At 42.3% G+C, this 23,369-nt stretch carries 26 protein-coding genes and 1 pseudogene; 9 read left to right on the forward strand and 18 right to left on the reverse strand.

Translation table 11 applies throughout. From position 1 onward, the window contains the following. Nucleotides 1–24 precede the first annotated feature (24 nt). Nucleotides 25–948 carry a hypothetical protein gene (locus tag T2812B_RS07615; RefSeq protein ID WP_231556573.1) on the reverse strand — a complete coding sequence of 308 codons (924 nt, stop codon included), beginning with the start codon at nucleotides 946–948 and terminating at the stop codon, nucleotides 25–27. 267 nt (nucleotides 949–1,215) lie between these two features. On the opposite strand from T2812B_RS07615, the gene T2812B_RS09895 reads away from it, so the two are divergent. Both T2812B_RS09895 and T2812B_RS09900 read left to right on the forward strand, forming a co-directional pair. After that, on the forward strand, nucleotides 1,216–1,359 hold the full coding sequence (locus T2812B_RS09895) for a helix-turn-helix domain-containing protein (protein ID WP_369792336.1): 144 nt from the start codon (nucleotides 1,216–1,218) through the stop codon (nucleotides 1,357–1,359). A gap of 195 nt (nucleotides 1,360–1,554) precedes the next feature. Further along, nucleotides 1,555–1,716 (forward strand): hypothetical protein, encoded by a 162-nt coding sequence (locus T2812B_RS09900; protein WP_369792325.1) that lies wholly within the window; start codon nucleotides 1,555–1,557, stop codon nucleotides 1,714–1,716. Here T2812B_RS09900 and T2812B_RS07625 read toward each other — a convergent pair. Beyond that, the gene (locus T2812B_RS07625; protein WP_008195257.1) at nucleotides 1,707–2,564 is read right to left on the reverse strand and encodes an aldo/keto reductase; all 858 of its coding nucleotides are present in this window, start codon (nucleotides 2,562–2,564) and stop codon (nucleotides 1,707–1,709) included. The genes T2812B_RS09900 and T2812B_RS07625 overlap by 10 nt on opposite strands. A 94-nt stretch (nucleotides 2,565–2,658) precedes the next feature. Between T2812B_RS07625 and T2812B_RS07630 the strand changes: the two genes are divergently transcribed. Beyond that, nucleotides 2,659–3,306 carry a viroplasmin family protein gene (locus tag T2812B_RS07630; RefSeq protein ID WP_008195259.1) on the forward strand — a complete coding sequence of 216 codons (648 nt, stop codon included), beginning with the start codon at nucleotides 2,659–2,661 and terminating at the stop codon, nucleotides 3,304–3,306. A 16-nt stretch (nucleotides 3,307–3,322) separates the two neighbouring features. After that, nucleotides 3,323–3,487, forward strand: a complete 165-nt coding sequence (locus tag T2812B_RS07635) for a hypothetical protein (protein WP_008195261.1) — start codon at nucleotides 3,323–3,325, stop codon at nucleotides 3,485–3,487. Here the strand turns inward: T2812B_RS07635 and T2812B_RS07640 are convergent. Continuing rightward, on the reverse strand, nucleotides 3,480–4,298 hold the full coding sequence (locus tag T2812B_RS07640; protein ID WP_008195262.1) for a carbohydrate ABC transporter permease: 819 nt from the start codon (nucleotides 4,296–4,298) through the stop codon (nucleotides 3,480–3,482). The genes T2812B_RS07635 and T2812B_RS07640 overlap by 8 nt on opposite strands. A gap of 106 nt (nucleotides 4,299–4,404) precedes the next feature. Between T2812B_RS07640 and T2812B_RS09885 the strand changes: the two genes are divergently transcribed. Continuing rightward, nucleotides 4,405–4,530 carry a hypothetical protein gene (locus T2812B_RS09885; RefSeq protein WP_008195264.1) on the forward strand — a complete coding sequence of 42 codons (126 nt, stop codon included), beginning with the start codon at nucleotides 4,405–4,407 and terminating at the stop codon, nucleotides 4,528–4,530. A gap of 283 nt (nucleotides 4,531–4,813) precedes the next feature. Here T2812B_RS09885 and T2812B_RS07650 read toward each other — a convergent pair whose 3' ends face one another. The 9 genes from T2812B_RS07650 to T2812B_RS07690 all read right to left on the reverse strand — a co-directional run bounded on the left by T2812B_RS07650 (nucleotide 4,814) and on the right by T2812B_RS07690 (nucleotide 13,921). After that, nucleotides 4,814–5,203: a hypothetical protein gene (locus T2812B_RS07650; RefSeq protein WP_038051066.1), complete on the reverse strand. Its 390-nt coding sequence runs from the start codon at nucleotides 5,201–5,203 to the stop codon at nucleotides 4,814–4,816. A gap of 44 nt (nucleotides 5,204–5,247) precedes the next feature. Next, nucleotides 5,248–5,631, reverse strand: coding sequence for a helix-turn-helix domain-containing protein (locus T2812B_RS07655; RefSeq protein WP_004083341.1), 384 nt, complete (start codon nucleotides 5,629–5,631; stop codon nucleotides 5,248–5,250). 122 nt (nucleotides 5,632–5,753) lie between these two features. After that, the gene (locus T2812B_RS07660) at nucleotides 5,754–5,996 is read right to left on the reverse strand and encodes a hypothetical protein (protein WP_004083342.1); all 243 of its coding nucleotides are present in this window, start codon (nucleotides 5,994–5,996) and stop codon (nucleotides 5,754–5,756) included. A gap of 112 nt (nucleotides 5,997–6,108) precedes the next feature. Beyond that, nucleotides 6,109–7,803 carry an ABC transporter ATP-binding protein gene (locus tag T2812B_RS07665; protein WP_008195275.1) on the reverse strand — a complete coding sequence of 565 codons (1,695 nt, stop codon included), beginning with the start codon at nucleotides 7,801–7,803 and terminating at the stop codon, nucleotides 6,109–6,111. Between the two features lie 19 nt (nucleotides 7,804–7,822). Then, nucleotides 7,823–9,541 carry an ABC transporter ATP-binding protein gene (locus T2812B_RS07670; protein ID WP_008195277.1) on the reverse strand — a complete coding sequence of 573 codons (1,719 nt, stop codon included), beginning with the start codon at nucleotides 9,539–9,541 and terminating at the stop codon, nucleotides 7,823–7,825. Nucleotides 9,542–9,547: 6 nt separating this feature from the next. Beyond that, nucleotides 9,548–10,264, reverse strand: a complete 717-nt coding sequence (locus T2812B_RS07675; protein WP_008195278.1) for an ATP-binding cassette domain-containing protein — start codon at nucleotides 10,262–10,264, stop codon at nucleotides 9,548–9,550. A 9-nt stretch (nucleotides 10,265–10,273) separates the two neighbouring features. After that, a complete protein-coding gene (locus tag T2812B_RS07680) occupies nucleotides 10,274–11,086 on the reverse strand; it encodes an ABC transporter permease (RefSeq protein ID WP_008195280.1) in 813 nt (270 codons plus the stop codon). 161 nt (nucleotides 11,087–11,247) lie between these two features. Then, nucleotides 11,248–12,612, reverse strand: a complete 1,365-nt coding sequence (locus tag T2812B_RS07685; RefSeq protein WP_008195282.1) for a radical SAM protein — start codon at nucleotides 12,610–12,612, stop codon at nucleotides 11,248–11,250. Then, nucleotides 12,593–13,921: a radical SAM protein gene (locus tag T2812B_RS07690; protein ID WP_008195284.1), complete on the reverse strand. Its 1,329-nt coding sequence runs from the start codon at nucleotides 13,919–13,921 to the stop codon at nucleotides 12,593–12,595. Before T2812B_RS07690 ends, T2812B_RS07685 begins: the two co-directional genes overlap by 20 nt. Before the next feature lie 1,006 nt (nucleotides 13,922–14,927). Here T2812B_RS07690 and T2812B_RS07700 point away from each other — a divergent pair. From T2812B_RS07700 to T2812B_RS07715, 4 genes and pseudogenes are all read left to right on the forward strand, one after another. Beyond that, nucleotides 14,928–16,535, forward strand: a complete 1,608-nt coding sequence (locus tag T2812B_RS07700) for a tetratricopeptide repeat protein (protein ID WP_008195290.1) — start codon at nucleotides 14,928–14,930, stop codon at nucleotides 16,533–16,535. Between the two features lie 96 nt (nucleotides 16,536–16,631). Beyond that, nucleotides 16,632–16,850 carry a type II toxin-antitoxin system HicB family antitoxin gene (locus tag T2812B_RS07705; protein WP_004083352.1) on the forward strand — a complete coding sequence of 73 codons (219 nt, stop codon included), beginning with the start codon at nucleotides 16,632–16,634 and terminating at the stop codon, nucleotides 16,848–16,850. Beyond that, nucleotides 16,847–17,077: a type II toxin-antitoxin system HicA family toxin gene (locus T2812B_RS07710; protein ID WP_008195297.1), complete on the forward strand. Its 231-nt coding sequence runs from the start codon at nucleotides 16,847–16,849 to the stop codon at nucleotides 17,075–17,077. The genes T2812B_RS07705 and T2812B_RS07710 overlap by 4 nt, the downstream gene beginning before the upstream one ends. 22 nt (nucleotides 17,078–17,099) lie before the next feature. Further along, nucleotides 17,100–17,345 (forward strand): annotated as a pseudogene (locus T2812B_RS07715) (hypothetical protein). A 136-nt stretch (nucleotides 17,346–17,481) separates the two neighbouring features. Here the strand turns inward: T2812B_RS07715 and T2812B_RS07720 are convergent. The 6 genes from T2812B_RS07720 to T2812B_RS07755 all read right to left on the reverse strand — a co-directional run bounded on the left by T2812B_RS07720 (nucleotide 17,482) and on the right by T2812B_RS07755 (nucleotide 23,000). After that, a complete protein-coding gene (locus T2812B_RS07720; protein WP_008195299.1) occupies nucleotides 17,482–19,224 on the reverse strand; it encodes an ABC transporter ATP-binding protein in 1,743 nt (580 codons plus the stop codon). A 280-nt stretch (nucleotides 19,225–19,504) separates the two neighbouring features. Next, the gene (locus T2812B_RS09600; protein ID WP_231556574.1) at nucleotides 19,505–20,056 is read right to left on the reverse strand and encodes a heme exporter protein CcmB; all 552 of its coding nucleotides are present in this window, start codon (nucleotides 20,054–20,056) and stop codon (nucleotides 19,505–19,507) included. Nucleotides 20,057–20,059: 3 nt separating this feature from the next. Further along, nucleotides 20,060–20,494, reverse strand: a complete 435-nt coding sequence (locus T2812B_RS07735) for an ABC transporter permease (protein ID WP_004079914.1) — start codon at nucleotides 20,492–20,494, stop codon at nucleotides 20,060–20,062. Nucleotides 20,495–20,711: 217 nt separating this feature from the next. Continuing rightward, nucleotides 20,712–21,518 carry an ABC transporter permease gene (locus tag T2812B_RS07745; protein ID WP_004079915.1) on the reverse strand — a complete coding sequence of 269 codons (807 nt, stop codon included), beginning with the start codon at nucleotides 21,516–21,518 and terminating at the stop codon, nucleotides 20,712–20,714. Continuing rightward, nucleotides 21,512–22,273, reverse strand: coding sequence for an ABC transporter permease (locus T2812B_RS07750; RefSeq protein WP_008195309.1), 762 nt, complete (start codon nucleotides 22,271–22,273; stop codon nucleotides 21,512–21,514). Before T2812B_RS07750 ends, T2812B_RS07745 begins: the two co-directional genes overlap by 7 nt. After that, on the reverse strand, nucleotides 22,224–23,000 hold the full coding sequence (locus tag T2812B_RS07755; protein WP_008195315.1) for an ABC transporter ATP-binding protein: 777 nt from the start codon (nucleotides 22,998–23,000) through the stop codon (nucleotides 22,224–22,226). Before T2812B_RS07755 ends, T2812B_RS07750 begins: the two co-directional genes overlap by 50 nt. Nucleotides 23,001–23,369: the final 369 nt, after the last annotated feature.

A 23,369-nucleotide genomic window follows, 5' to 3' on the forward strand; every position in this document is an offset into this window, starting at 1 on the left:
GCACAGAAAGTCAATCAACTTTCCTCAATTTTCCCCTACTTTAAAAAGAAACGAGATCAAGTAGCCTTTCAAAAGGGAAGACACTCTGCTCAGTATCGACAGCGTGTGTTTTTTGAGAGTGTCAAGTTGGTTGCATTCTTCCATTTTTCTGTATTCGTCGATAAAAGATACTGTACCAACTTTCTTGTACAATTTTTCACCAAATAACCTCTTTATTTCTTCATGCACAATCGTGAAGTAATCCAAAGCAATTTTCCTCACTTTTTGCACAAGGTGCCATTCAGATTCTACAAATACCGGCTTAGCGTTCTCTATTGTTGATATCGTCTCGGCATCACCAGAATAGATCAAATAGGCAAGAAATCTATCGTAAGCGTAATGAGCGTTTTCCATCATCGTTCTAATCGATCCATTCCACAGTGCCTTTATGATTTCACCCACGTCTGCTGGTTTGTTGTGATAGGGCTGTGATAGATCTTCGATGTAGTGGAGAGCCCTGGCGAGGAACCTGTATCCCCAGTATCTGTCGCCTCTTTTGAAGGCTTCCTTTGCCATATCATGGAAGTAGTAAAAACTCTTGTCAGCTTCGAAGAATTCAAGCCCAAGAATGCTCCACTTCGAATGCCTGTGAACAGCTGTTGTGTTCAAATCCATCTTAGTGATGTTTTTGACGAGCTTTACATAAGGAGGAAAATCTATTCCCTGGTCCATTCCCCAATCTGGCTCCGAAGAGTACACGGTCAGGATCTGCCAGGCAGGAACCTTTCCGTCTTCAGGAGGGGGATTTGGAGGTAAAATCGCTCCTTCCCAGGCAGATATCGTATCTTGACCACACACGTCTTCAAGAACGAGTTTTGAGAGATTGTAAACTCTGTTTTCCTGGTAGTTGTACGGTGTGATGGTGACCATCTCATCTGGTACAATATCTTTCACGATGTAGTAGGTCAAACCTTCGTGGCCACTCCAGGGTAAAACAATTACCGTGCTTAAAACAAAAAGAATCACGCTAATTTTCACAAAATCTTTCCTGAGAGATATAACACATCTTACTATCACTTCTGAAGGATTAAAAGACAGCGCGAGTGATCTCTTGAAAAAAGTCCAGAGAATGTGTTTGAGATTGAACAATTCTCTCTACAGAAACTCTACAGAAACACGAAATCTCTCCAGAGATTTCTGAGAAGAAACATCACATTCATCAAACACCTCTCAGAAATGACAGGGGTTTCAAGAAACAGACTGAGCGACATATTAAACGGGAAGACACAAAAGATTCGGGGAGAGATGTTAAGAAAAATAGCAAAAGCTCTTGAAAAATCCAATATTTTGTCTTTTCCTCCACCCCTGTTAAATGAATAGGTGAAACTGAAAATAGAAGAGAATTTCTCGGCTGCATAGAAAGAGATAAAAACAAAAAGATTAGAGGAAAGATAAATCCTTTTCCTTTCCACCTACATGGCTCTTCTTGATAGGAAATTCATTTCAAGGAAAGAAAGGCTCAAAAAGGCATACACACTCCATAGATTCCTAAGAAACTATGGAAGGTACGATGGAGTGAGGTTTGAAATCAGGCTAAAAGGTCCAGAGGTGGTGAGAGGGTTTGCAAGGAAGTACTCTCTCAAGGTTCAGCCCCTGTTTGTTGCCTTCTGGTTCAAAGAGGATGGTAGGGTGAGAAGGAGATTGTTGGGGATAATACAGCACATGCCTCAAGATTGATCGAGTGGGAAAACGGGTGTCAGATTCTGAGCTTTTTCTTTCAGGATCTGCAACTCCTCTTCACTAATTTTTGTTCCCTGTTTTTCGACGATGTCACACATCCACCACAGAAATTCCTGGTGACTTGGACTTACAGCTGCAGTGACAGGAAGTGAAAGTGTGAATCGAAGCGCCATGGATGCTTCCTCAAAATCGTCCACAGGATAATACCAGCATTTTTTCCAGCGTTTTTCTTCTCCTTCTTCCAAACGCCTTTTTGCTAGAGCCTTTATTGCCAAAATTCCCATGTTTTTCTCCCTGGCTTTGCTGTAGAGCTTTTTGCCAAATCCTTTTCCCAGCCAGCTTGCCCAGTTCAGCGGGAAAAGCACCGTGTCGAAATCGAACCTCTCTAGCATCGCGAGTGCTGCCTCTTCACTGTGAGCAGAAAAACCGATGTATTTTATTAAACCTTCCTCTCTTGCTTCCAAAAAGGCCTCTATAGCTCCATTGGGTGAAAAGATAGCTTCTACCTCGTTCAGCGTGGTCACGGCATGAAACTGATAGAGATCAAGGTGATCTGTGCGCAGTCTCTTCAGAGATTCTTTCAGTTCTCTCCAGACACCTTCTTTTGTCCTCTCCATCGTCTTGCAGGCAAGGAATACCTGATCTCTGTAAGGCTTCAGCGCCGGGCCAAGTTTTTCCTCGGCGTCTCCGTAAGAAGGAGCCACGTCAAAGTAATTTATACCCCTTTCGATCGCCCTGGCAACTACTTTCTTTGCACTGTCCACGGACTCGTTCATGACAACGATCCCACCGAATCCAACTACAGAGAGATTTTCACCCGTTTTTCCAAGAACTCTTTTTTCCATGAAACATCCCCCCTTGATGACTGAGTCAATTATACATCCAGGACCTTAATTTCTAACATGAACATGCTATAAATGAATCTGAGAGGTGATAGAGGTGACAAAAAAATACTACGCTGTAAGAAAAGGAAGAGTCCCCGGGATCTACGAAACTTGGAAAGAGGCAGAAAAACAGGTAAAAGGTTTCCCAGGTGCCGAGTACAGAAGTTTTGAGAGGCTGGAAGACGCAAAATCCTACATGGAAGGGAAGAACGAGTGTGTCTGTCTGGAACTAGACACAGAGACGATGATCGCCTACGTCGATGGAAGTTACGATGAGGTGTGCGGATCCGGAGTTGTTCTGTGCTACAGAGGAAGGAAAGAAAAATACTACTTCTGGACAGACATCGATGAGTTTAAAGACTCAAGGAACATAACCGGTGAGATCATGGCTGCACTTTTTGCGATGAATTACGCTCTCAAAAAGGGAGCGAGAAAGCTCGTTCTCAGGTACGACCTTGAGGGTCTGGAAAAGTGGGCAACGGAGGAGTACAGGACAAACAAGCTGGTAACGAAGGTGTACAGACATTACTATCGAAAATTCTGTCAGATGGGACTGGAGGTGACATTCGAAAAGATAAAGAGCCACTCCGGAAACTTCTGTAACGACGAAGCTGACAGGCTTGCAAAGAAAGCCGCCAAAAAAGAATCAAACGTTGAGTGGATGCTGGAGGATTTTGAGAGTATAATAAAAATGCTGACTTAAAGAGAGATGATTTTTTATGAAAAGAGTTAGTATAACAGGTAGAACGACCCTGATAGGCCTTGGAATCGGTTTTATTCTTTTCAGATACTCTGTGTATTGTCTTGTAGCCTCTCTTTTTATCGGAATAGGTGTGGGATTGATCATTGAATACATTCTGAGCAAAAAGAGTAATATCACTTGAACCCGCTCATAATAATTCCTTTCACGAAATACTTCTGGGTGAATATGAAGAAGACAAGTATTGGAATGATAACAATCGTGGCTCCAGCCATTTGGAGCCCAAGATTTTCACTATGTTGTCCCGCAAGAACAGAAACTGCTACCGGTAAAGTGTAGTATTCTTCACTCTGAGCAACTATGAGTGGCCACAGGAAAGAATTCCAGGAGCCCGCAAACGTAAATACAGAAAGCGTTGTAAGAGCAGGTTTAGATAAAGGAAGCACTATTCTGAACAGAATAAAGTCTTCTCTTGCACCATCTATTTTCGCAGCTTCGATCAGTTCGTTAGGTATGGTCAAAAAGAATTGCCGCATGAAGAATATGTTGAAAGCACTCGCCAAATCAGGTACAATGATTCCTGTATAAGTGTTGAGCCAGCCCAGCTGTTTTACAATCAGAAACACAGGAATGAGAGTCATCTGTCCTGGTATCATCATAGTTGACAATATTAAAAAGAAAAGTTTGTCTCTTGCTTTGAATTTGTATTTGGCAAAGACGTATCCTGTGGTTGAAGTTAGCAATATCGAGAAAAATGTGATGCTTCCTGCCACAATGATTGTGTTCAGAAATGGTCGTCCAAAATTTACCGATTTAAAGAGTTCTATGTAGTTCTCAAGAGTGGGCTCTTTAGGAAACCAACGTGGTGGAAGAATGAAAATTTCGTTGGCTTTTTTGAAAGAAGTAGAGATCATCCAGAAAAAAGGAAGAACCATTGCAGAAGCGAAGAAGATTAAAACAAGGTAAGAAATTATTAGAGAAATGAATCTTTTCATACCGCACCACCTTCTTCAACGTGTCTTGCTAGTTTCAGCCTGATAAGCGTTAAAACTATTCTACGGCATTTTAGAAGACGGAGAAGAAGGCCTCAGAGCCTGGATTATGACGTTTCGTGTTGTAAACCGTGTTCCCATCGACAGTGAGACAGAAGAAGAACTTGTTCGTCTCTTTTTACCACTAGTGGAACGAAGAAGAATAGACCGTTCTATCTTGCTGTACGTTGAATGAAGCCAGATGGATGTCCGGTCTTTTCTGGGACAACCTCATTTACAGAAAACACATCCCCTCCAGGAAATTGTGATAAATATCTCTTGATGTGTTAACATAAAAACACAAAGTTGGATCATATGCGAAAAGCTTAGAAATGTTATGAAGATAGAAGTGCCCGAATGATTTCAAACTATCCTATGTTATGATTGAAATAACGCATCTTTTAAATATGGCAATTTAACTAGGTTCGTTCAATATGTTGCATTTATTGATAAACAATCCGCGAAGTTAACTCTGGCGACTAATTTTTTATTTCAACTTTTGTGAGGTCCACCATTGGGATAAGTATAGGATGAATTCCCATTTGAGCAGTCGTTGTAGCGATGAAAGAACGGGCTATAACAAGCAAGTTCATCAAACCGTTGTACCTGCAGAGATTATCAAATAAATCCTTTTCGCTTTCTTTGAGATCAGCTTCGAAATTACCTTTTATTCTCACATAAATATCATGAACCTGCACGTTTTCTTGCTTTCCTTCTATGTGAACACCCAAAATAATGCTTCTAAAAAAACTGTTGCCCTGTCGAACTATTTCTTCAAATTCTGTTTCGAGTTCGAGTTGGTAATCAATAAAATTGCCTTTTACTTCTTTTAACTGAAATTTTGCTTCTTCAATGAAGTAACCCAGCATTCTGAAAAAACTCCTTGAAGGGATAATACTATTTTTTTGCTTCATCATGCAGCGACACTCCTTTGAGCTTCAAAAGATGTGATTATTTCTTCAGACACTCCAAAGCCATATCTTGGTGATTTGTTTTCTTCTTCCGGCAGTAACCCAAGAGATATTTTGATTTTACCACCAAGTGCAGCGACTATCTTTGCCAGCACCCTAATAGATATGTTTTTCTCTCCTGTTTCAATTTTTGAAACCATAGACTGGGATACTCCAAGCTTTTTGGCCAGATCTTTCTGGGTCAGGTTGTGCATCTTCCTATAGGCTAGCAGCTGACCTCCTATCTGAGACATCACTTCGATAAAAACTTTTTCCTCTTCAGAATGATGAAATCCCATTTCTTCGAACAATTCAAAAACATCGGAATACTTTTTGAATTCCTTCACCTCCGTCACCTCCTCTTAGATCTTTCACAATATTCCCGTGATCTTTTGTAATCTTTTCTTTGCGTTGTTTATAGCTCTGTCATAATCGCTGCTTTCCTTTTCTAAAAAAGCGCAGAGAAAAACTACATAGTTCTTTTTGGATTTTTCTTTTCCAACCTAAGAGCATATAAATTCACATCACCAATCCCTTTGAGTTTTTCGAAGTAAGGTTGCACTAAGACTTTTTCTCCTTCAATGGCCAGAGTATTTATCAGACTTTCATATTTCGATATCAATTTATCCCTTCTTCGTCTTGGAACATACCTTTTTATCAGTTCTTCGAATTCTTTCTGAAACTCGTCCAATGTTATTATCTCTTTTTTCATGAACACCGTCCTTTCCCCTATACACCCGTTAGCGGTTATAACCTAAATAAGTCATAATTTTACAAATGGACGATTTGTTACAATTCAGTTGACGTGTGGCAGAAAAATCGAATCATCTCATCAGCTGGCTCTTCACAATTTCTCTGTAGAGAGGAGATTTCTTCATGAGTTCTTCGTGGGTCCCTTCAGCTTCCACCCTTCCATCGTTCAGTACAATGATTCTGCTGGCCTTTTTTATGGTAGAAAGTCTATGAGAGACGATGATCACCGTCTCGATCTCATTCAGAATTTTTTCAAGGATCTTTTCCTCTGTTTCGCTGTCAACACCAGATGTAACCTCGTCCAGAATCAGAACCTGCGGCTTTCTTATCAGGGCCCTTGCAAGGACGATTCTCTGTCTCTGGCCGTCTGAGAGTTTTGTTCCTCTTTCTCCAACGACCGTGTCCATTCCATTTTCCAGTTCCTCAACAAAGTCACATTCGCACATTTTGAGTACTCTTTCTACTTCCTCTTCTGGAAAGTCTTCGAAAAGGGTGATGTTGTTTTTGACGGTGGTGTCGAACAAAATATCGTTTGATCGAACAAGAACAATGTTTCTTCTGAGTGATTGGAGAGAGTATTGTTCGATGGGAATGTTGTTGATGAAGATCTTACCTTTTGTGGGCGTAAGAAAACGGTTGAGGAGAGAGACAAGTGTACTCTTTCCCACCCCAGAACTTGCTACTATGGCTATCTTGTCTCCTGCTTCTATCTTTATGTTCAAACCCGTGAGTATCTCTCTGCCATCCGGGTATCCAAAGGAGACATTTTGAAAGCGTATCTGTTTGAAATCTCTGAGTTCCTTTTCACCATCTTTTTCAGTATTGAGTTTCATAACATCTGAAATTCGCTTTTTGTATATCTTTGATCTCATAACGTCCAGAACAGAACTGTAAATATCGCTTATTGAAGAGTAAAAACCGCTGATGAAGTAGAAAAACGAAATTGCACTTCCAATTGTTATCTCCTTTTTTGCGATGAGAAAGGACGATAGAGCAACGACAGCTATTGGAAGCATGCCGTTCAAGAATGGATATAGACTCTCTGTCTTCGTTACCACATTGAAGAGTGCGTTCGACGTTTTCAACCACAGGTTGGATAGCCTTCCAAACTCTCTGTTGAAGAACCTCTTTGATTCAAACGCTTTGATAACCGCTGCACCACTCAGTGTCTCGTTTATGAATTTGACACATTTTTCAAAACTCAAGCGCTCTTCTTCCTGATGTTCCATTATTTTCCGCCTGGACGTTGATAGTGGGAAACTGTAAAAAGGAGATAAAAGCAGAGCAATGAGAAGAATCTTTGGACTGAGCTGATAAAATGCAAAACCGAGCAATCCCACCTTGAACGATGTCGCCACAAAATCTGGAATAGTGAATGAGTACAAACTGGTTATGTACCACCCATCATCGAACATACGGGTTATTATCTCTCCTGTGTTTTTCTTTTTCAGTTCAAGCATATCAGCGTTGAGCATTAACTTTATCTGACTTCCAACCAGGTTTTTGAACATGCCAACATTGTTGACGGCGGATACAAAGCTGGCCATGAAATCAAAGATGATAGTTAATATGAGGAATACCAGAAACAGTAGAGTGTCTCCCAGGAACGCTGAAAGCTCTTTGCTTTGAATAGCCTTGTCAACAGCACTCTGAAGCAAAGTGACCCTCCTGGAATAGAAAAAGCTTGAGACAACCAGACTTGCGGTTGTCAAAATGGCAAGTACCATGTGATTTTTTCTCACTAGGTGAAACTTTCCTATTTTCATACCCACTTTTCCTCCCGGTTCATTCTTCCACGAACTGCTCTCTCAAAATCTCTGTGTATTTTTCACACCTGATGACCAGTTCATCGTGAGAACCAGAATCCAGAATCCGCCCATCCTCCATGACATATATCTTTCTAGCCTTTCTTATAGTGGAAAGCCTGTGCGAGATGATGATCACAGTTTCTACTTCTTTCAAAATTTTTTCGAAGATTCTCTCTTCCGTTCTGCTGTCAACACCAGATGTGGCCTCGTCCAGAATCAGAACCTGCGGCTTTCTTATCAGGGCCCTTGCAAGGACGATTCTCTGTCTCTGACCATCTGAGAGTCTTGTCCCTCTTTCTCCAACAACCGTGTCTATTCCGTTTTCCAGTTCCTTAACAAAGTCACACTCACACATTTTGAGAACATTTTCGATCTCATCTTCTGGGAAGTCTTCAAAAAGGGTGATATTGTTTTTGATAGTGGTGTCGAACAAAATATCGTTCGATCGAACAAGAACGATGTTTCTTCTGAGTGATTGAAGAGAGTACTGTTCGATGGGAACACCGTTTATGAGAATTTCACCCTCTGTGGGAGACAGTAGCCTGTTGAAAAGAGAAACGAGCGTGCTCTTTCCTGCACCAGATCTTGCCACAATTGCGATCTTATCCCCGGAGTTTATCTCGAAATTCAAACCAGCAAGAACAGGTGTTTCATCGTATTTGAAGTGCACGTTTTTCAACTGCAGTTTTTCGAACCTTTCAAGATCTATACCGCCTGCTCTTTCAAAAGGCAGGGAAAACACTCTTGTGAAATTTTCCCAGTTAGGAAGTGTTGAGAAAAACATCGTCAGACCTGTGAGTGCCATTCTTACAATGTCGTACATCCAGTTCATGTAGGACTCAAAGGCCAGAAGGGTTCCAACACTTATCTCACTCTTCCAGAGAAGGTAAACACCGAAGGCAAGGACAATGGTACTCCCGGCCCATCTGTTCATCTCGATGTTCCTGTTCGAAAGTTCGTTTACCGTGCTGTGGGTAATGCTTGCCCTGCTCCACTCTCTGGCACTTGAATCGAGGAAATCTCTGAGAAACAAAGATCCAGAGAACTGTTTGAGAACCGGCATTCCTTCCACCACTTCTCTGGATCTTTTCAAAAATCTCTGGTAGGCTTCCTGATCTTTCTGAGAGGTCCTGATGACCATCTTTTTCAGGATTGAGGTCGATACGAAAAACAGAGCAACATTCACCAGGACCACAAGGGTAAGTTTCACATTCAGGATGAACAGAAGCGAAAGAACAACAAGAAAAAATCCCAGATTGAAGAAAAACTGCAGCCTTGCAAGATAAACCCCTGAAGACACCTTCGGAATATCTCTCATGAACACCGAAAGATAGTCACCGGTGTTTTTCGAGTTCAGAAAAGATAGTGGAAGCGTCAGGATTTTCGCATAGGCACTCCTTGACTCCTTAACCCGTGATGCGTTCAGCAGGTGTTTCGCAACTGAATAGTTCAGTCTGTACATGATGAAGGACTGAGACACAAGAACGACAAAGTAAAGTATGGAAAACAGAACGACTTCTTCTACAGAACCCCTGTAGAACGCACTGTCGATGGTCCTTTTTATGAGAAGTGGCGTGAGAACGTTGGTGGTCAAAAACAGGCTCTCCAGTAACAAGAAAATCGGATAGTGCTTTTTGTATTTCCTCTCGAATTTTCCGATATCGCCTTTGAGGTTACCTGCTGAGAAAAATTTCATAGCCTCTCAATCCCCTGGAAATGCCTGTATCTCTAAAATACCTTTCAACGTTGCCGCTAAATCTTCCTTTTTCGGAGAAAATTCGAGAACTTTTTCGCCCTTTTTCAAAATGATCACCCTGTCTGCGATCTTTAGATCCTCCAGGTCATGACTTGCAAAGATAACGATTCTACCACTCTCTTTGAGTCTTTTCATGATCTCGTGTATCTTCAATCTCGTTCTGAGATCAACTCCACTGCACGGCTCATCGAAGATGTATATGCTTGCCCTTTTCATCAGAGCTCTTGCCACATCAACTCTTTTTTTGTATCCGGTGGAAAGTTCCATGTACCTCTTTTTCCTGTACTTCAGAAGACCCAGTTCTTTCATCACTCTTTCTGTTTCTCTCTTCAACGTTCTTCCAAGAAGATCGTTCAGCATGCCAAAAAATTTCAGATTCTCTTCCACCGTCAGTCTGTAGTAAAAGCTCCTTTCGTATCCAGTTGATATGCTCACCTTTTCCACTGCAAAGGAAGGCTTTTCCACGATGTTCACATCGTCTATGAGAACCCTTCCTCTATCAGGAATGAGAAAGGAAGCTATGATCTTCAAAAGTGTCGTCTTTCCAGAGCCATTCTCGCCGAAGACCGCTGTAATGGTTCCGTTTTCTATGTCAAAACTCACACCCTTCAAAGCCTGTGTTTTCGGGGGGTATTTCTTCCAGACATCGATCACCCTCAGCACGTTTTCACCTCAGTACCAGCTCAAACTTCCCCTCAACCGAGCCTGTTTGAAAGATCTTTTAAAGGCGATAACTCCTGATGGTATCAGTACCAGTCCTGTTGTTGCAAGAAGAACTAGTCCCTTCGTTATACTGGAAAGGTGCTCGCCTCTCATAAGAACTCTTCGTAGAAGGTCCATTCCGTACGTGCTGGGAATGAGGTACGAAACAGGTCTTATCCAGTCCGGAAGAATTTCCACGGGAAAGTAGATACCAGAAAACAGGCCGCTGAGAGTGTTGTACAGCCATCCCACAGGATCTCCTCTTTTTGTGACGAGAACGATGGACGCAGAGAGAAGTCCAATACCCATGAGAGGAAGCATTACAGTGAAAAGAACAACCAGGGCTTCAAGAAAGTTGGGTGTGATGTGAACTGAGAAGAGATAGACCAACCCCAAAAATATCAATGTGATGTTCAGCGTGGTGAAAAAGAAGGAAGACACGAAACTGAAGAGAAAAAGCTGCCAGAGAGGTGTCTTTGAAAGAAGGATGTACTCGAGAGTTCCCATGCTCTGTTCTCTCTGTATGACACCTTTGAAGGTCATGAGGGCAAGATTCGTGTAAGACATGAAAACAGAACCAGTGATGAAGTACGCCAGGATGTCACCACCGTATCGCTCTATCAGGGGAAAGTAGTTCCCCTGTGCGATGAATTTTCCAATGAAACCGAACTGGACAATTCCCACAAAACCGGATAAGAGCCCGAGAACAAGCTGTGTTCTGTAAGAAAGCCAGATGAGGATATCTTTTCTAATGAAGTACAACGTTTTGATCAGAAGTTTCAAATGACCTTCACCACCAGAGGAAAATTCGCTTCCACCATGGAACATGATCACATTCGGTGTTGCAAAGGCCTACACAGTGACTGTTCGTACATTCATCACAGTTTCCCACTCTATCTCCACATCGGTCTTTCAAACCATCACAAAAGCTCAGATAGACCTTTTCATCCACCACTGGATCGTTGAGAAATTCCATGGACGGCACCCCTCCTTTTGTAATCTGCAACTACCTTTATAAATTCATCTAAATTGTACCTCAACGGAATGCATGTGTGAGGCTTTTTTACTTTTGAAGACTTCAAGATTCCATAAACCACCCTGTTGAAGGCACATCCCCCCATGCAGAAGGGAAGAACGAAGCAGTTTCTGCATTCTTCGTCTTCAAGTGGGTCATACGTCAACCACTTCAGATACGATCCGGTGAATTCGACACCGGTTTCTTTTAGGAAACCTGAACAGGTCTCCATTCCCAATTCACCCCAGCATTTGTACACCTTCCCATCCACATCGATCACAAGACTGTTCTTACACATAGCATCGCATCTTGCAAAACGTGGTTTCTTGAAGTATTCGAATGGATACTCAGGGATTTTCCTTCTGACGTACCACCACAGCTTCGTTTCTATCTCCGCAAACTCTTCTGTGTTCAGTGCTGTGTCCTGAAAGCCTGTGGGATTTCCCTCAACGATCTCTATGGGCTGGAAATTGAACTCCACTCTCAACTTTTTCTCTGCTATCCTATCGATGAGTTTCTTCACATCTTCGACGTTCTCTCTGGACACGTTCACTCTGACCTGAACAAATAGGCCTTTGCTGACAGCACGAAAGATGTTTTCGAAAATGGTGCTGAAAGTTGGTGCACCGTTTCTAGCTCTTCTGTACCGATCGTGGTACGTTTCTGTACCGTCCAGTGTTATGTCCAGTGCCTTTATTCCTGCTTTCTGAAGATCATCTACCATCTTCTCCGTCAGAAGGTAGCCATTTGTCACGATGAAGGAATCGTACTTCACACCATATTTTTCGCAGAGTCTTTTCAGTTTGCTGCTCAGATTCACCACTTTTTCTTCCAGAAGCAAAGGTTCTCCCCCGTAGAAAGTAACGCTCAACAGGTTTGGTCTTTGGTACTCTAATTTTCTTTCCACATCCAGGAGGAAGTCGCCTTGCACTTTTTCAGAAATGTAGGACCCCGAGGAGATATGAAGTACCTTCTGATAGCAGTAAACGCAATCGAAGTTGCAGGAGTGGGTTAAAACGATCGTGTATCTTAAAAATCTATCACTGTAGCGATACATGTTGAAGCGAAATTTCAGAAACTCCAGTTCATCGAAGTTGTCATCAATCAAAAACATTCCCCGTTTCAACTTTTCAACTTCCGCTTTTGAAAGCTCTGTTGAGGAAGGATCTTCCAGGGTCTTCAGCACCTTGTTGGTGTTTTTTCCATCTATCCACAGAAGGGCTTGAGAAAGCGTGTTGAACAAAAGTGTGCCATCGCTTTCATTTATTACCAAGTTAAATCTTGAAGGCTTCATGTCTTTCAACCTGCCTTTCAAGGAGTTTTATCCTGTACCATTCCCTTGCAAATTTCTCCGGATCTCTTTTTTCTTCGGGGCATCCCATTTTGCCATCGAACCTGGCACTTCTGCAACCTCCCATGCACACAGGAAGGAGTTTGCACCTCATACACTCTTCGCTTTCGAAAGCATCGAAAGAATGCCATCTGAGATATTTTTTCTTGTCGTACTCCAGCCCTCTGTCGGTTAATTTTCCTATCTCCATGCCTTTTCCCACTCTCACTGTGCATGGATACAACTCTCCCTGTGGACCTATCACAGCAGAAGACACACAGTCGTACTCGCAGTATCTGTTTTGTACAAGAACGGGAAGAAACACATTAAAACCTCTTTTCGCAGCAAGTTCGTAGAAGTTGAGGATGTTCAGAGACTCCCGATCTCTGATCTCGTAGACCTTCCTGAAAAAGGATTTCCTGCCGTTTGATCCAAAAATCCACCTGAAATATACTCTCGTTCTATCTTTTGGAAATCGCTCCAGAACGTTCAGAAACTCTTCCACACGATGGAAATTGTCGGGTCCTACATTCATCCTGAACGTGACCTGAAGTTTCTCTGTAACCCTGAAGAGATTCTCCAGATTTTCCACAATGGTGCCGAAAGTTCCCTTGCCACCTTTCAAAGGCCTGTATTTATTGTGAACATCTTCTGGGCCATCGATCGTTATTTGAACGTTTCTTATTTCGAGCCTGTCAAACCATTCCGCTTTTTCTCTGTCGAGAAGGTATCCATTCGTTGACATAGAGGAGTAAAAATTCACATTGTTTTCCCTGCATGCTTCTATCAACGATGAGTTTACGAACTTCACCACTTCAAAACACAGGAGGGGTTCCCCTCCGAACCAGCCTACACTTATAGATTTTTTAACTCGAATTAGTCTTTTCAGGTAGTCCACAATCCTTTCTGCCGTTTTCGCTGTCATCGAAGGACCCGCCTTCGATTCATAGCAGTAGATACAATCAAAATTACATGCCAGGGTGGGTATGATCGTGATCATAACCGAGGAAGAATCATAGCGGGTCATTCTGTTCATAAGTTTCAGATGCTCTATCTCGTCAAAGTCCTCATCAACGATATATCCTCCGTAGATCAAATCTTTCTTTATGGAGAACCATTCTTCAGGGATCTCTCCGTTTGGATCTTTGAGAATCTTTTCTGCAATTTCTGCTTTGCCTTTTTCCAGACGAGCGATTGCTCTGGTTAGAAAATTCACAAACACAACATGGTCGCCATCTCTGAAGATCACATTGTACCTTGAAGGTTTGAACACGAAAGATCACCCCTCAGTTTTTCGCCAAACAGCCGGTACAGTTCGCGTTTGGAGAACACACCAGACAACCAGCACACATGTCATCAAAGCATCCAGAACAGTTCAAATCCCAGCAATCACAATTAGGATTTGTAGAACAGCAAAGAGGAGAAAGAGAGTCGTCTGGAAAATTCAAAAACTCCATGTTATTACCCCCACGGTAAATATTTTTAGCACGCACAATTGTTGCACACTGCGTTTATGCAATCACAGTTACCGTTCTTATCGCAACACATGATATCTTCAACTGGTTTAAAAACCTCTAATGGATCGTTCAGGAACTCCATAAATTTTCACCCTCCTTCTTACGGCACAATACACAGTGTGCATAAAGCATTACAATCACATACCGCATTGCATGAAGGGTCACATATCCCATTACAATCCGGATTGAAACACTCAGAGCAGTTTCCATTACTTTGACAACACTCCAGACCAATTTCTCCCATAGTCGGGTTATTTAAAAATTCCATGACTTACCCCCTTTCCATTTTTTATTTTGCTTTCCTTAAATATTCTTTTTCTTCCATCAGCAACTATATTGATCCTAATCATACCCTCTAACTTCATTTAGTCAGATTGTGAGTAAAAGCAAAAGGTTAGAAACCCTGACTTTCAACAGTTAAATCTTCCGAGTGTGATTTCTCTAGCAGGAGAGTGTGAACCTCTGTTTTTTCTCTCACTGTCGTTTGATAATCATAAGAAGGACTGGGAAACACGAGCGTGTATAAGAGAGAAAGCAGAATAACTATTGTGGGAATGACCTTACTCACGATTTTCATCCCCCTTCCTCATTAGAACAGATCTTTTGTGACCTTCCAAATCTTCCTGGTTTTGAAAAGCCCTTTTCAAAGCGTTCTGCGATAGAGGATTTTCATTGAGATTTCATATTTTGTGTAATTTCACTCCTAACGTTACACAGCAGTGTGATAAAATAGCGTAAAATGAGAATTTTGGAGGGAAAGAATTGAAAAGTCATCAACTTTTGAAGGCACTATTTCGGCATGGATTTCTCTTCTCACGGCCACTTGTTACATACTGCTTCAAAACATGCCATGACACAGCCTGGAAACATTACATAAGGTTTCTGAAGTACCGTCATGAGAAGCTCTATGAGATAGCTCTTTCAGAGATAGAGCGTGCGATAAAAGCTTGCAGCTCGATCACTTTTTGCTACTTTCTTCTCTCAGAAAAACTCACCGTGCTCGGTTATATGGGAAAACACGAGGAAGGAATAAAACTTTACTCTCACTTACGCGGTAGAACGAGAAACGTTTCACCAAAACTCAGGAGTATATTTATTGGGAACCTTCTGAACTATTGCTCCATGTATCTACACAATGCTTTTGAATGTTTAGGAAGAATAAAGCCAGAGGCTCATTATTTGGAGAAAACCTCTTATGCTTTTATACTGATAGGGAAAGCAAGATATATGGCAAGAACAGGAAACGTCAAAGAAGCGATAGAGTCCTACGAAAAAGCATTGAAAATACTGCAAAAGATTCCTCATCCTCCTGGAATAATCACCTGTCTTAACGATATGGCATGGTATAAAAAGGAGAAGGATCCAGAAAAAGCCAAAGATATGGCAGAAGAGGCACTCTACTGGAATGGATACTTTTTTGATGTTCCGCGGTTTTATGCACTGGACACACTGTTTGAGATTCAAAGGACAACTTCTGACCCCGCAATCGTTGAAACTGCCAGGCTGATTGTGATCGCTTCTGAAGGGTTAAAAGACAACGCAAATGATCTCTTGAAAAAGGCACGGAGACTGTGTTTGAGATTGAACAATTCCCTCTACAAAAACACAAAATCTCTCCAGAGATTTCTGAAGAGAAACACCACATCCATCAAATACCTCTCAGAAATGACGGGTATCGCAAGAAACAGACTGAGCGACATATTAAACGGAAAAACACAAAAGATCAGGGGAGAAACGTTAAGAAAAATAGCAAAGGCTCTTGAAAAATCCAACATTTTGTCTTTTCCTGCACCCCTGTTAAATGAATGGGTGAAACTGAAGATAGAAGAGAATTTCTCGGCTTCATTGAGAGAAATAAAGACAAAAATTTTAGAGGAAAGACAAATCCTTTTTCTTGCCACCTACATGGCTCTTCTTGATAGAAAATTCCTTTCAAGGAAAGAAAGACTCAAAAAAGCATATACACTTCTTGAAGATATTGAGTCGTTCGCTGATTTCATGGCAAAAGATCACCAGACCATGGAATTTGTTGTTTCAATGGTGAAGGCTCATCCTTTCATTGAAGGAAGAAAAGAAGCGGTGAAGAAAGCCCTTGAAAGGATGAAAAGAAAGAGACTGGAAAGATTCGCCCTGAGATACATCGAGATGAAAGAGTCAGACAGAAAGCTCCTTGATAGATTTCTGAGGAACTACGGAAGGTACAATGGGGTGAGGTTTGGTGTCAGGCTAAAGGGCCCGGATGTAGTAAGGGAGTTTGCAAGGAGGTACTCTCTCAAGGTTCAACCTCTGCTTGTTGCCTTCTGGTGCGAAGAGGACGGCAGGGTGAGAAGAAGACTGGAAAGAGTCTTGAAGCATATGGTCCTGAATTGAACCCGGAGTTCCAGCCTTAGAATCTCTTTCTCCTGCTATAATTTAATCGAAATTGCCATATCATTTGTCATGATGGAAAAATGAGGGGTGAAAAACGTGCGCAAAATTTTCACAGCTATCATTGAATACGATCCTGAAACAAAGCAATATGTTGGAATGGTTCCGGACGTTCCGGGTGTGCATACTGTAGGTAGTTCCTTAGAAGAAGTGAGAAGGAATTTAAAAGAGGTGCTTGAACTCGTATTGGAGGAAGCAGGAGATGAAATAAATCACCAGGAATTCGTGGCTCTTGAGATGATAGAGGTGGAAACTTGAGTTATCTTCCAATAGTTGATCCAAAAACTATGGAAAAGGTTTTACTGAAACTTGGATTTCAACGTGTTCGCCAAAAAGGAAGTCATGTGTTCTACAGGCACAGCAATGGCAGATATACGACCATCCCATTTCATGCAAGAGCCTTGCCCAAATCACTTATAAGAAAAATCATCCGTGAAGCGGGTATATCAGTGGAGGAATTCAAGAAAGTACTTGAAAATCTGTGATCTCCTCAGGGAGGTTGGGAAGATGGAGACGCAAAAGGAGATGGTCTTCATCGCCATGGAATCGGAGGACGGAGGATACATCGCAAAAGCTGAAGGGTATTCGATATTCACCCAGGGAGATACCTGAGAAGAGTTCCTTGAGATGGTAAAAGATGCGGACAAGTGTCACTTCGATGAGGATGTTCCAAAGTATATTCATGTTCATTTCGTAAAGGATGTGACGATCATGGTATTAAGCTTCCGGGAAGTGTTCCGGCAGATCGTTTGATAAGGCAATCCTGAGCGATGTAGCTGCGTGTCATGGAATCAGCATAGAGGAGATGGTCAAAAGACTGTGAGAGGGAAACATAAGCCATTGAACAACCGCCATCCTCCCTGGATTGGAAAGTTGTTGTAGATTGATTTCAGGCATCTTTATCAGCGATTCTTTTCGATTCGTTCACATACGTTTCTATTATCTTTCGGAATGTTGCGTTGTTTTGCATCAACTCTTCGAACCCTCCGACAGAAGAAACTTTTCCGTTTTCAAGGAAGATAATCTTACTCGCAACCCTGATGATATTCGGTTTGTGCGAAATCATGACGGCTGTTTTTTCTTTCAAAAATTCAATCAATTTCTCCAGTAAGAATTTTTCTGTTATCGTGTCCAGATTCGTGAGAGGTTCATCCAGAACAACGACGGGCTTGTCTGCGTAGAAGAGCCTGGCAAGTTGTATCCTCTGTTTTTCTCCTCCTGAGACGAAGCTTCCTCCTTCTCCAAGTTTTCTTCCTTTCAGATGTTCTATTCCAAGTTCTTTTATGATTCTTTCGAGTTTTTTCTCATCGTACTCTCTTCCAAGGACTATGTTGTTTTCCAGTGTATCGTTGAATATACCGACGTTCTGAGAATAAAAAGCAACATGTTCGAAAACAGCCGAGGGCATTACCTGCTTCAGATCGTTTCCAAAGAGTTTCACCACACCTTCGTAGTTCTGTTCCAGGCCAAGCAGTATGTTCAGCAGAGTGGACTTTCCTTCTCCGGAAAGTCCCACTATGGCAGCAATTTCACGGGGTTGAATCGTGAAACTGACCTGCTTTAAAATGGGTTTTCCTGGCTCGAAGCCAAAAGTAACGTCTATCAGTTCATAAACAGGACTTCCGGGAACGGGTTTTATTTCACGTTTTTTGAAGGTCTCTTCAGCACGTTTTACCTCATCGAAGTAGTCAAGTACAGCATCGAGGTTCGCCGACACTCGTGTTATGACACGTGCCAGTTCTCTGAACATGTACAGAGGTGCCGTCACAAAAGAAAAGTATGTCCACAGTGCCCATATCGTTCCCACGGTCATCTTTCCGTCTATCACAAGGTATGCTCCGTAGGTGAGAATGAAGAGCCGTGTGAAATACTCCGGCAGGTTCACCATCAGTTTGTCGAATCTTGAGCGGGGAAGTTCTGCCTTCAAAACGGTGTCTGCCACCTGCTGATACATCGTCTCGCACTCTTTCTGACGTTTCTTTTGAGCTTCTCCGGCAAGTACTTCGTGGATGTTTTCAAACGTCTCGGTGATGAAACCTGTTACACGACGTAGAATTTCATACATCTGTGCGTACGGCCGTTCAGTTACTTTGCCGATGATGTTCAGATAAATACCGACTATCACAGCGTTTGCCACAAACAGGCCAAAAAAGGCTTTGTTCCATACGAAGACGGTTGCCAGTATGAATACACTACGTATTATCACCAGAACGTTCTGAAAAAATCCGTAATCCAGCAGGAAAAATGCGTCGTTGAGTTGATGGTTTATCAGAGTGGCATAGTAGGCAGAGCCCTGTTGTTTTAGCTTTTGCCAGGGAAAGAAAAACGACTGGCTGAAAATGCGACTGGACAGATCTGCTACGGCTCTGTACTTTGCTTTCAGGTAGATCTGGTCTCCAGCGTACGTAAGAACGAAAGACAGTGCATAGAGAAATCCAAGAAGGTAGATCGTGTTTAACCTCAGTTCCAGTCCGGCCAGCCCATCGATGACATCTCTCACAAGAAGAGGTATGAAGAAATCGAACACAACCGAAGATGTTGCAAGAAAGCCACCTATCACTATGAGCACCAGAAAGCGTTTTCGAATCAGAGAGTAAAAGCGAAGAATTTTCTGGATACTCCTGAGATTCATGACTTTCCCTCCCTGGTGTTCTGGAAGATTTTTCAGAAAGGCCTTCCCATCACCAATGTTCGCTAATACATATCGATGTTTCCGTACTTTCTTGCTGCAAATTCAATCAACCGCAGTGCGAAATAAGCCAGAACGAGATATGCAAATGCTACTGCCGCTTCCCAGGCACTTGAAATCCAGGCCTTTATTTTAAACCCCTGCAGGGCGTATATTATGCTTTCGACCGAACGCGAAAGCGGCAAAAGCTGTGAAAGCCATCTGAAAAACACGGGCAGTCTTTCTACAGGAAAACTTGCACGCTTAAGATGAAAACCATCATCTCTGCAACACCAAGGAGCATGTTGATATCTCTCATCAGCAGTCCAAGAGCTGCCACCGTCATTCCGAAACTGCTCAGAGCCAGTACACCTATCGTCATATGGGCAAAAAGGCTCGCAGTAATGGAGGGATCGAGTTTTAAAAAGCAAAATGAAACAGCCAGTCCCAGAATCACCGTGGTCAGTGCATCGATTATGTGAAAAGGCATCTTTTTTAGCATTACTTTGAATTTCGATGAAGGCGAAACAACGAAGAAAATCAACGATCCCTGATCTCGCTCGGAGAAAAATATTATGCCGAGCCCTTTAAAAACGCTTATTGAAGACAGAGCCATGATATTTGCTATTATGAAAGCTCTCGCATCGTGCAGCGTTTTATATCCATATGCAAGAAGTGTTGAGTAAAAGAGCAGCCGAAAAATCGGATTGATGATCTTTTCAGCGGCATAGGCTTTCCAGTTCAGCCACAGGGAAACCCCTTTGTACGAAATCCAAAAATGTCTGAGCAGCCTCACTTCTCAAACCAGCTCCCCTTCCGCTCTGCTTTTTCTTTCTATCTTTTTGAAAAGAACATGTCCTAAAAGAAAGTAAAAAAGCGTGAGTAAAAGTGCGTTGAAAATCAAATCCTTTCCAGCACTGCCAACTTCAAAGGAATCTCTCATCAGCGTAACTGACCAGCTTATGGGAAGGAAACTGGAAATCACTCGAATCCATTTTGGAAGAATGTCTATCGGAAAGAGCATTCCCGAGATGAAATACACCGGATACTGGATCGTTGACATCCATGAAAAGGCGTTCTTTGAGAGTGTCAAAAGCGTTGCAAAAACGAAAGAGGTGGAAATGAAGGAAAGGACCAGTATCAGAAACGAACAGGCAAACATCACGGGATTCGAAATGGCAAACTCCAACTTCAAGACAAAATAAGAATAAGCCACAACCACGGCGGCTTCCATCTAATTCCCCCGCTTCAATCAATATCAGCGGATTCTGATAATGCAGAAATTTTTGCAAAGTAGCAGCCTCTGGCACTCTTTTCCAGAAAGATTGCGACCACCAACACTGCCACCAAACCACCCGCTTGCACGAGACCTATTTTCATTTGATAAATTCCCACGGTGATTGCTACTTATCCACTGTTGAACAATATAGCAATGGGACGTGAAAGAATCATCAAAAACCCTGCAACCCATTTTTCCTTCCTTTGGTTTGAAGTACCTTAAAAGAAATGGTGCCAAAAGCTAAGTACAGTAAAGATAAAACAATCAAGATGATGAATTCTTTTTTCAAGTCAAGCAATGTGTTTGTTTTCATGAGAAAATAGCGTGTGAGGTCCAACCCCCACGTAAATGGAAAAGCATATGCAAGATATTCCAGCACTTTTGGAAGAACATTCACAGGAAAAAACATACCACCAATCAGAGGAGCGGCATTACCAAGCAAACTCACCAGTTCGTCCCCTTCTTTGAATCTCAACGTGATGCCAAAAAACAGAAAGACAAGACCGAAAGAAGCGATTATGGAAAGAATAACAACACCCGCTGCAAGGGCAAACTCAACCAGGTTGAAGGTCATCAGATTCAGCAGCACTGCCAGGACGATTATCGGAACAGACTCCACGGTAACTTTCACAAGACCAAAAACCGACCACGAGAGGATGTACCCTATGGAACTCACGGGCATGATGAACAGTTCTTCCAGCTGTCCTATTCTCATGTAGTACCTCAAAGCAAAGACAGATCCCCAGAGTACCTCAACGTAGTTCCAGTAAGCTGCCCCTAGCAGGAGGTATCCGATGATGTTCTTCGTGTTCGTCGCACCGTAGAAAAACCGTACAAGGCCTGATTCTGTGCCAAAGTAATAGAGCAGGACAACGGGCATTATCGTCAGAAGGGGTGTGAGGAAAGCTCCATACCAGTCTATTCTGTATCTTTTCGCACTCAGGAAACTGGCTTTTGCAAGATACAGACTTCTCACCATGATTCCCATTCTCCTTTTTTTCGAATCTCGTTTTCTGCCTTTTTAAGCAACCATACTCCGAGGATCAGATAGGCAAAACTCAAACCTGTCAGTATCAGGAGTTGGGGAACAAAGCCACTCATGTTTCCGTTTTTTATTATGCTTCTTCCTATGGAGATGAGGTAGGTGAGCGGTATCATGTACGAGATGAGTCGAACGTAAGAAGGGAAATTCTCAACAGGATTGACCATCCCTGAGAGGACGCCAAAAAAGAATTGGGCAGTGGAATTTATGCTTCTGATTCTCTTCTTCCACAACGACAACGCTGCGAAAAATATCGAAAAGAATGTTATGTAAACACCGCTCACCGCCAGCAAAAGAAGAAAGTAAAGATGGATCTCAAGATTTATACCGGAAAAGTAGAAGAAAAGCAATGTGAAGAATGTTATGTACAGGTTCATTAGAAACGTGTCAACGGCTTTTGAGAACAAAAAAGCCAAAAGACTGATTGGAGCAAGTACCACGGAGATGAGGGCGCCTTCTTCTCTTTCTTCTGTGAATCCGTCTCCCACCCCAAAGAAGTACTGGTTCAGCCAGTACCAGAGCAGGGCTCCTATCAACACGTTCTCTGCAAGCGAGTTCACATCAGCGATTCTGGAAGAAAACACATAAGGCCCTATGATGAAAAACGGAGTCAGAGCCATGTTCACCCACACGAACCTGTATTTAAGCCTTATCTTCATTTCCTTCAGAACCAGATGGAGTATCTTCCTCATCCATATTTCGCCCCCTGATGAGGTTTTCGAACACCTCATATACTTCGCTTCTTTCGCTGCGGATATCTTTGTATCTCACTTCCATCTGTACACGACCGTTTCTAAGAAGAACAACGCTGGCATTCTCGGGAAGAACGTGAAGTACATGACTTATCATTACGATAGTCAATCCCCTCCTGTTCCGTTCATCCAAAAAACCGACCATTTCACGCACCGACGGTGGATCCAGACCGTTGAGTATCTCGTCGATGAACAGTACCTCTGGATCGTGAATTAGCGCTTTACAAATCATCAACTTTTTCCTCATACCCGTTGAAAACTCTTCGACGGGTTTGTCTTTGTATTCGAACAGACCGAATCTTTTGAGAAGCTCTTCCATTCGTTCTCTTCTGACCTTTTTCGGTACGCCATATACACCCCCAAAGATATCGAGGTTTTCCCAGGCAGTGAGTTTCCAGTACAGACTTCTCTCGTTTGCAAGAACTACCCCTATTCTCGCAGATAGCTTCTTCCAGTGCTTTTTCACATCAACGCCGAGAACCTTCACTTCCCCATCGTCAGGAAGCAAGAGACCTATCATGATTTTCAGCAGTGTGCTTTTTCCCGAACCGTTCTCGCCGACGATTACCTTGAAGTCTCCCTCTTCTGCGTAAAAATCAACTTTATCGAGAACTCGAAGTTCTCCGAAGGATTTCCTGACACCGGACACTTCCACGACTTTTCTCATACCAACTTCACCCTTTCACGGAACTTTGAAAATAATCTCAAAAGTTCTGGAGAGGAGTTTTTTGGCACCTGTTTCTTTTCAACATTTCTAAATTATTTTATCCAATTTTTCAGGATAGAGGGAAGACTCTCAACCAAAGAATGTCACAGCAATGGTCTTCGTGTCAGATAGATCCATCATGGTCGTTTGATAATCATTGAAAAGGCTAGGAAACACGAATGCGTATAAGATAGCTTTTCATGATTTTCATCCCTTTCCTCATTAGAACAGATCCTTTGTGACCTTTCAAATCTTCCTGGTTTTGAAAAGCCCATTTCAAAGCGTTCTGCGATAGAGGATTTTCATTGAGATTTCATGTTTTGTGTAATT

This window comes from Thermotoga sp. 2812B, assembly GCF_000789335.1.
In the GTDB taxonomy this organism is placed as follows: Bacteria; Thermotogota; Thermotogae; order Thermotogales; family Thermotogaceae; genus Thermotoga; species Thermotoga maritima.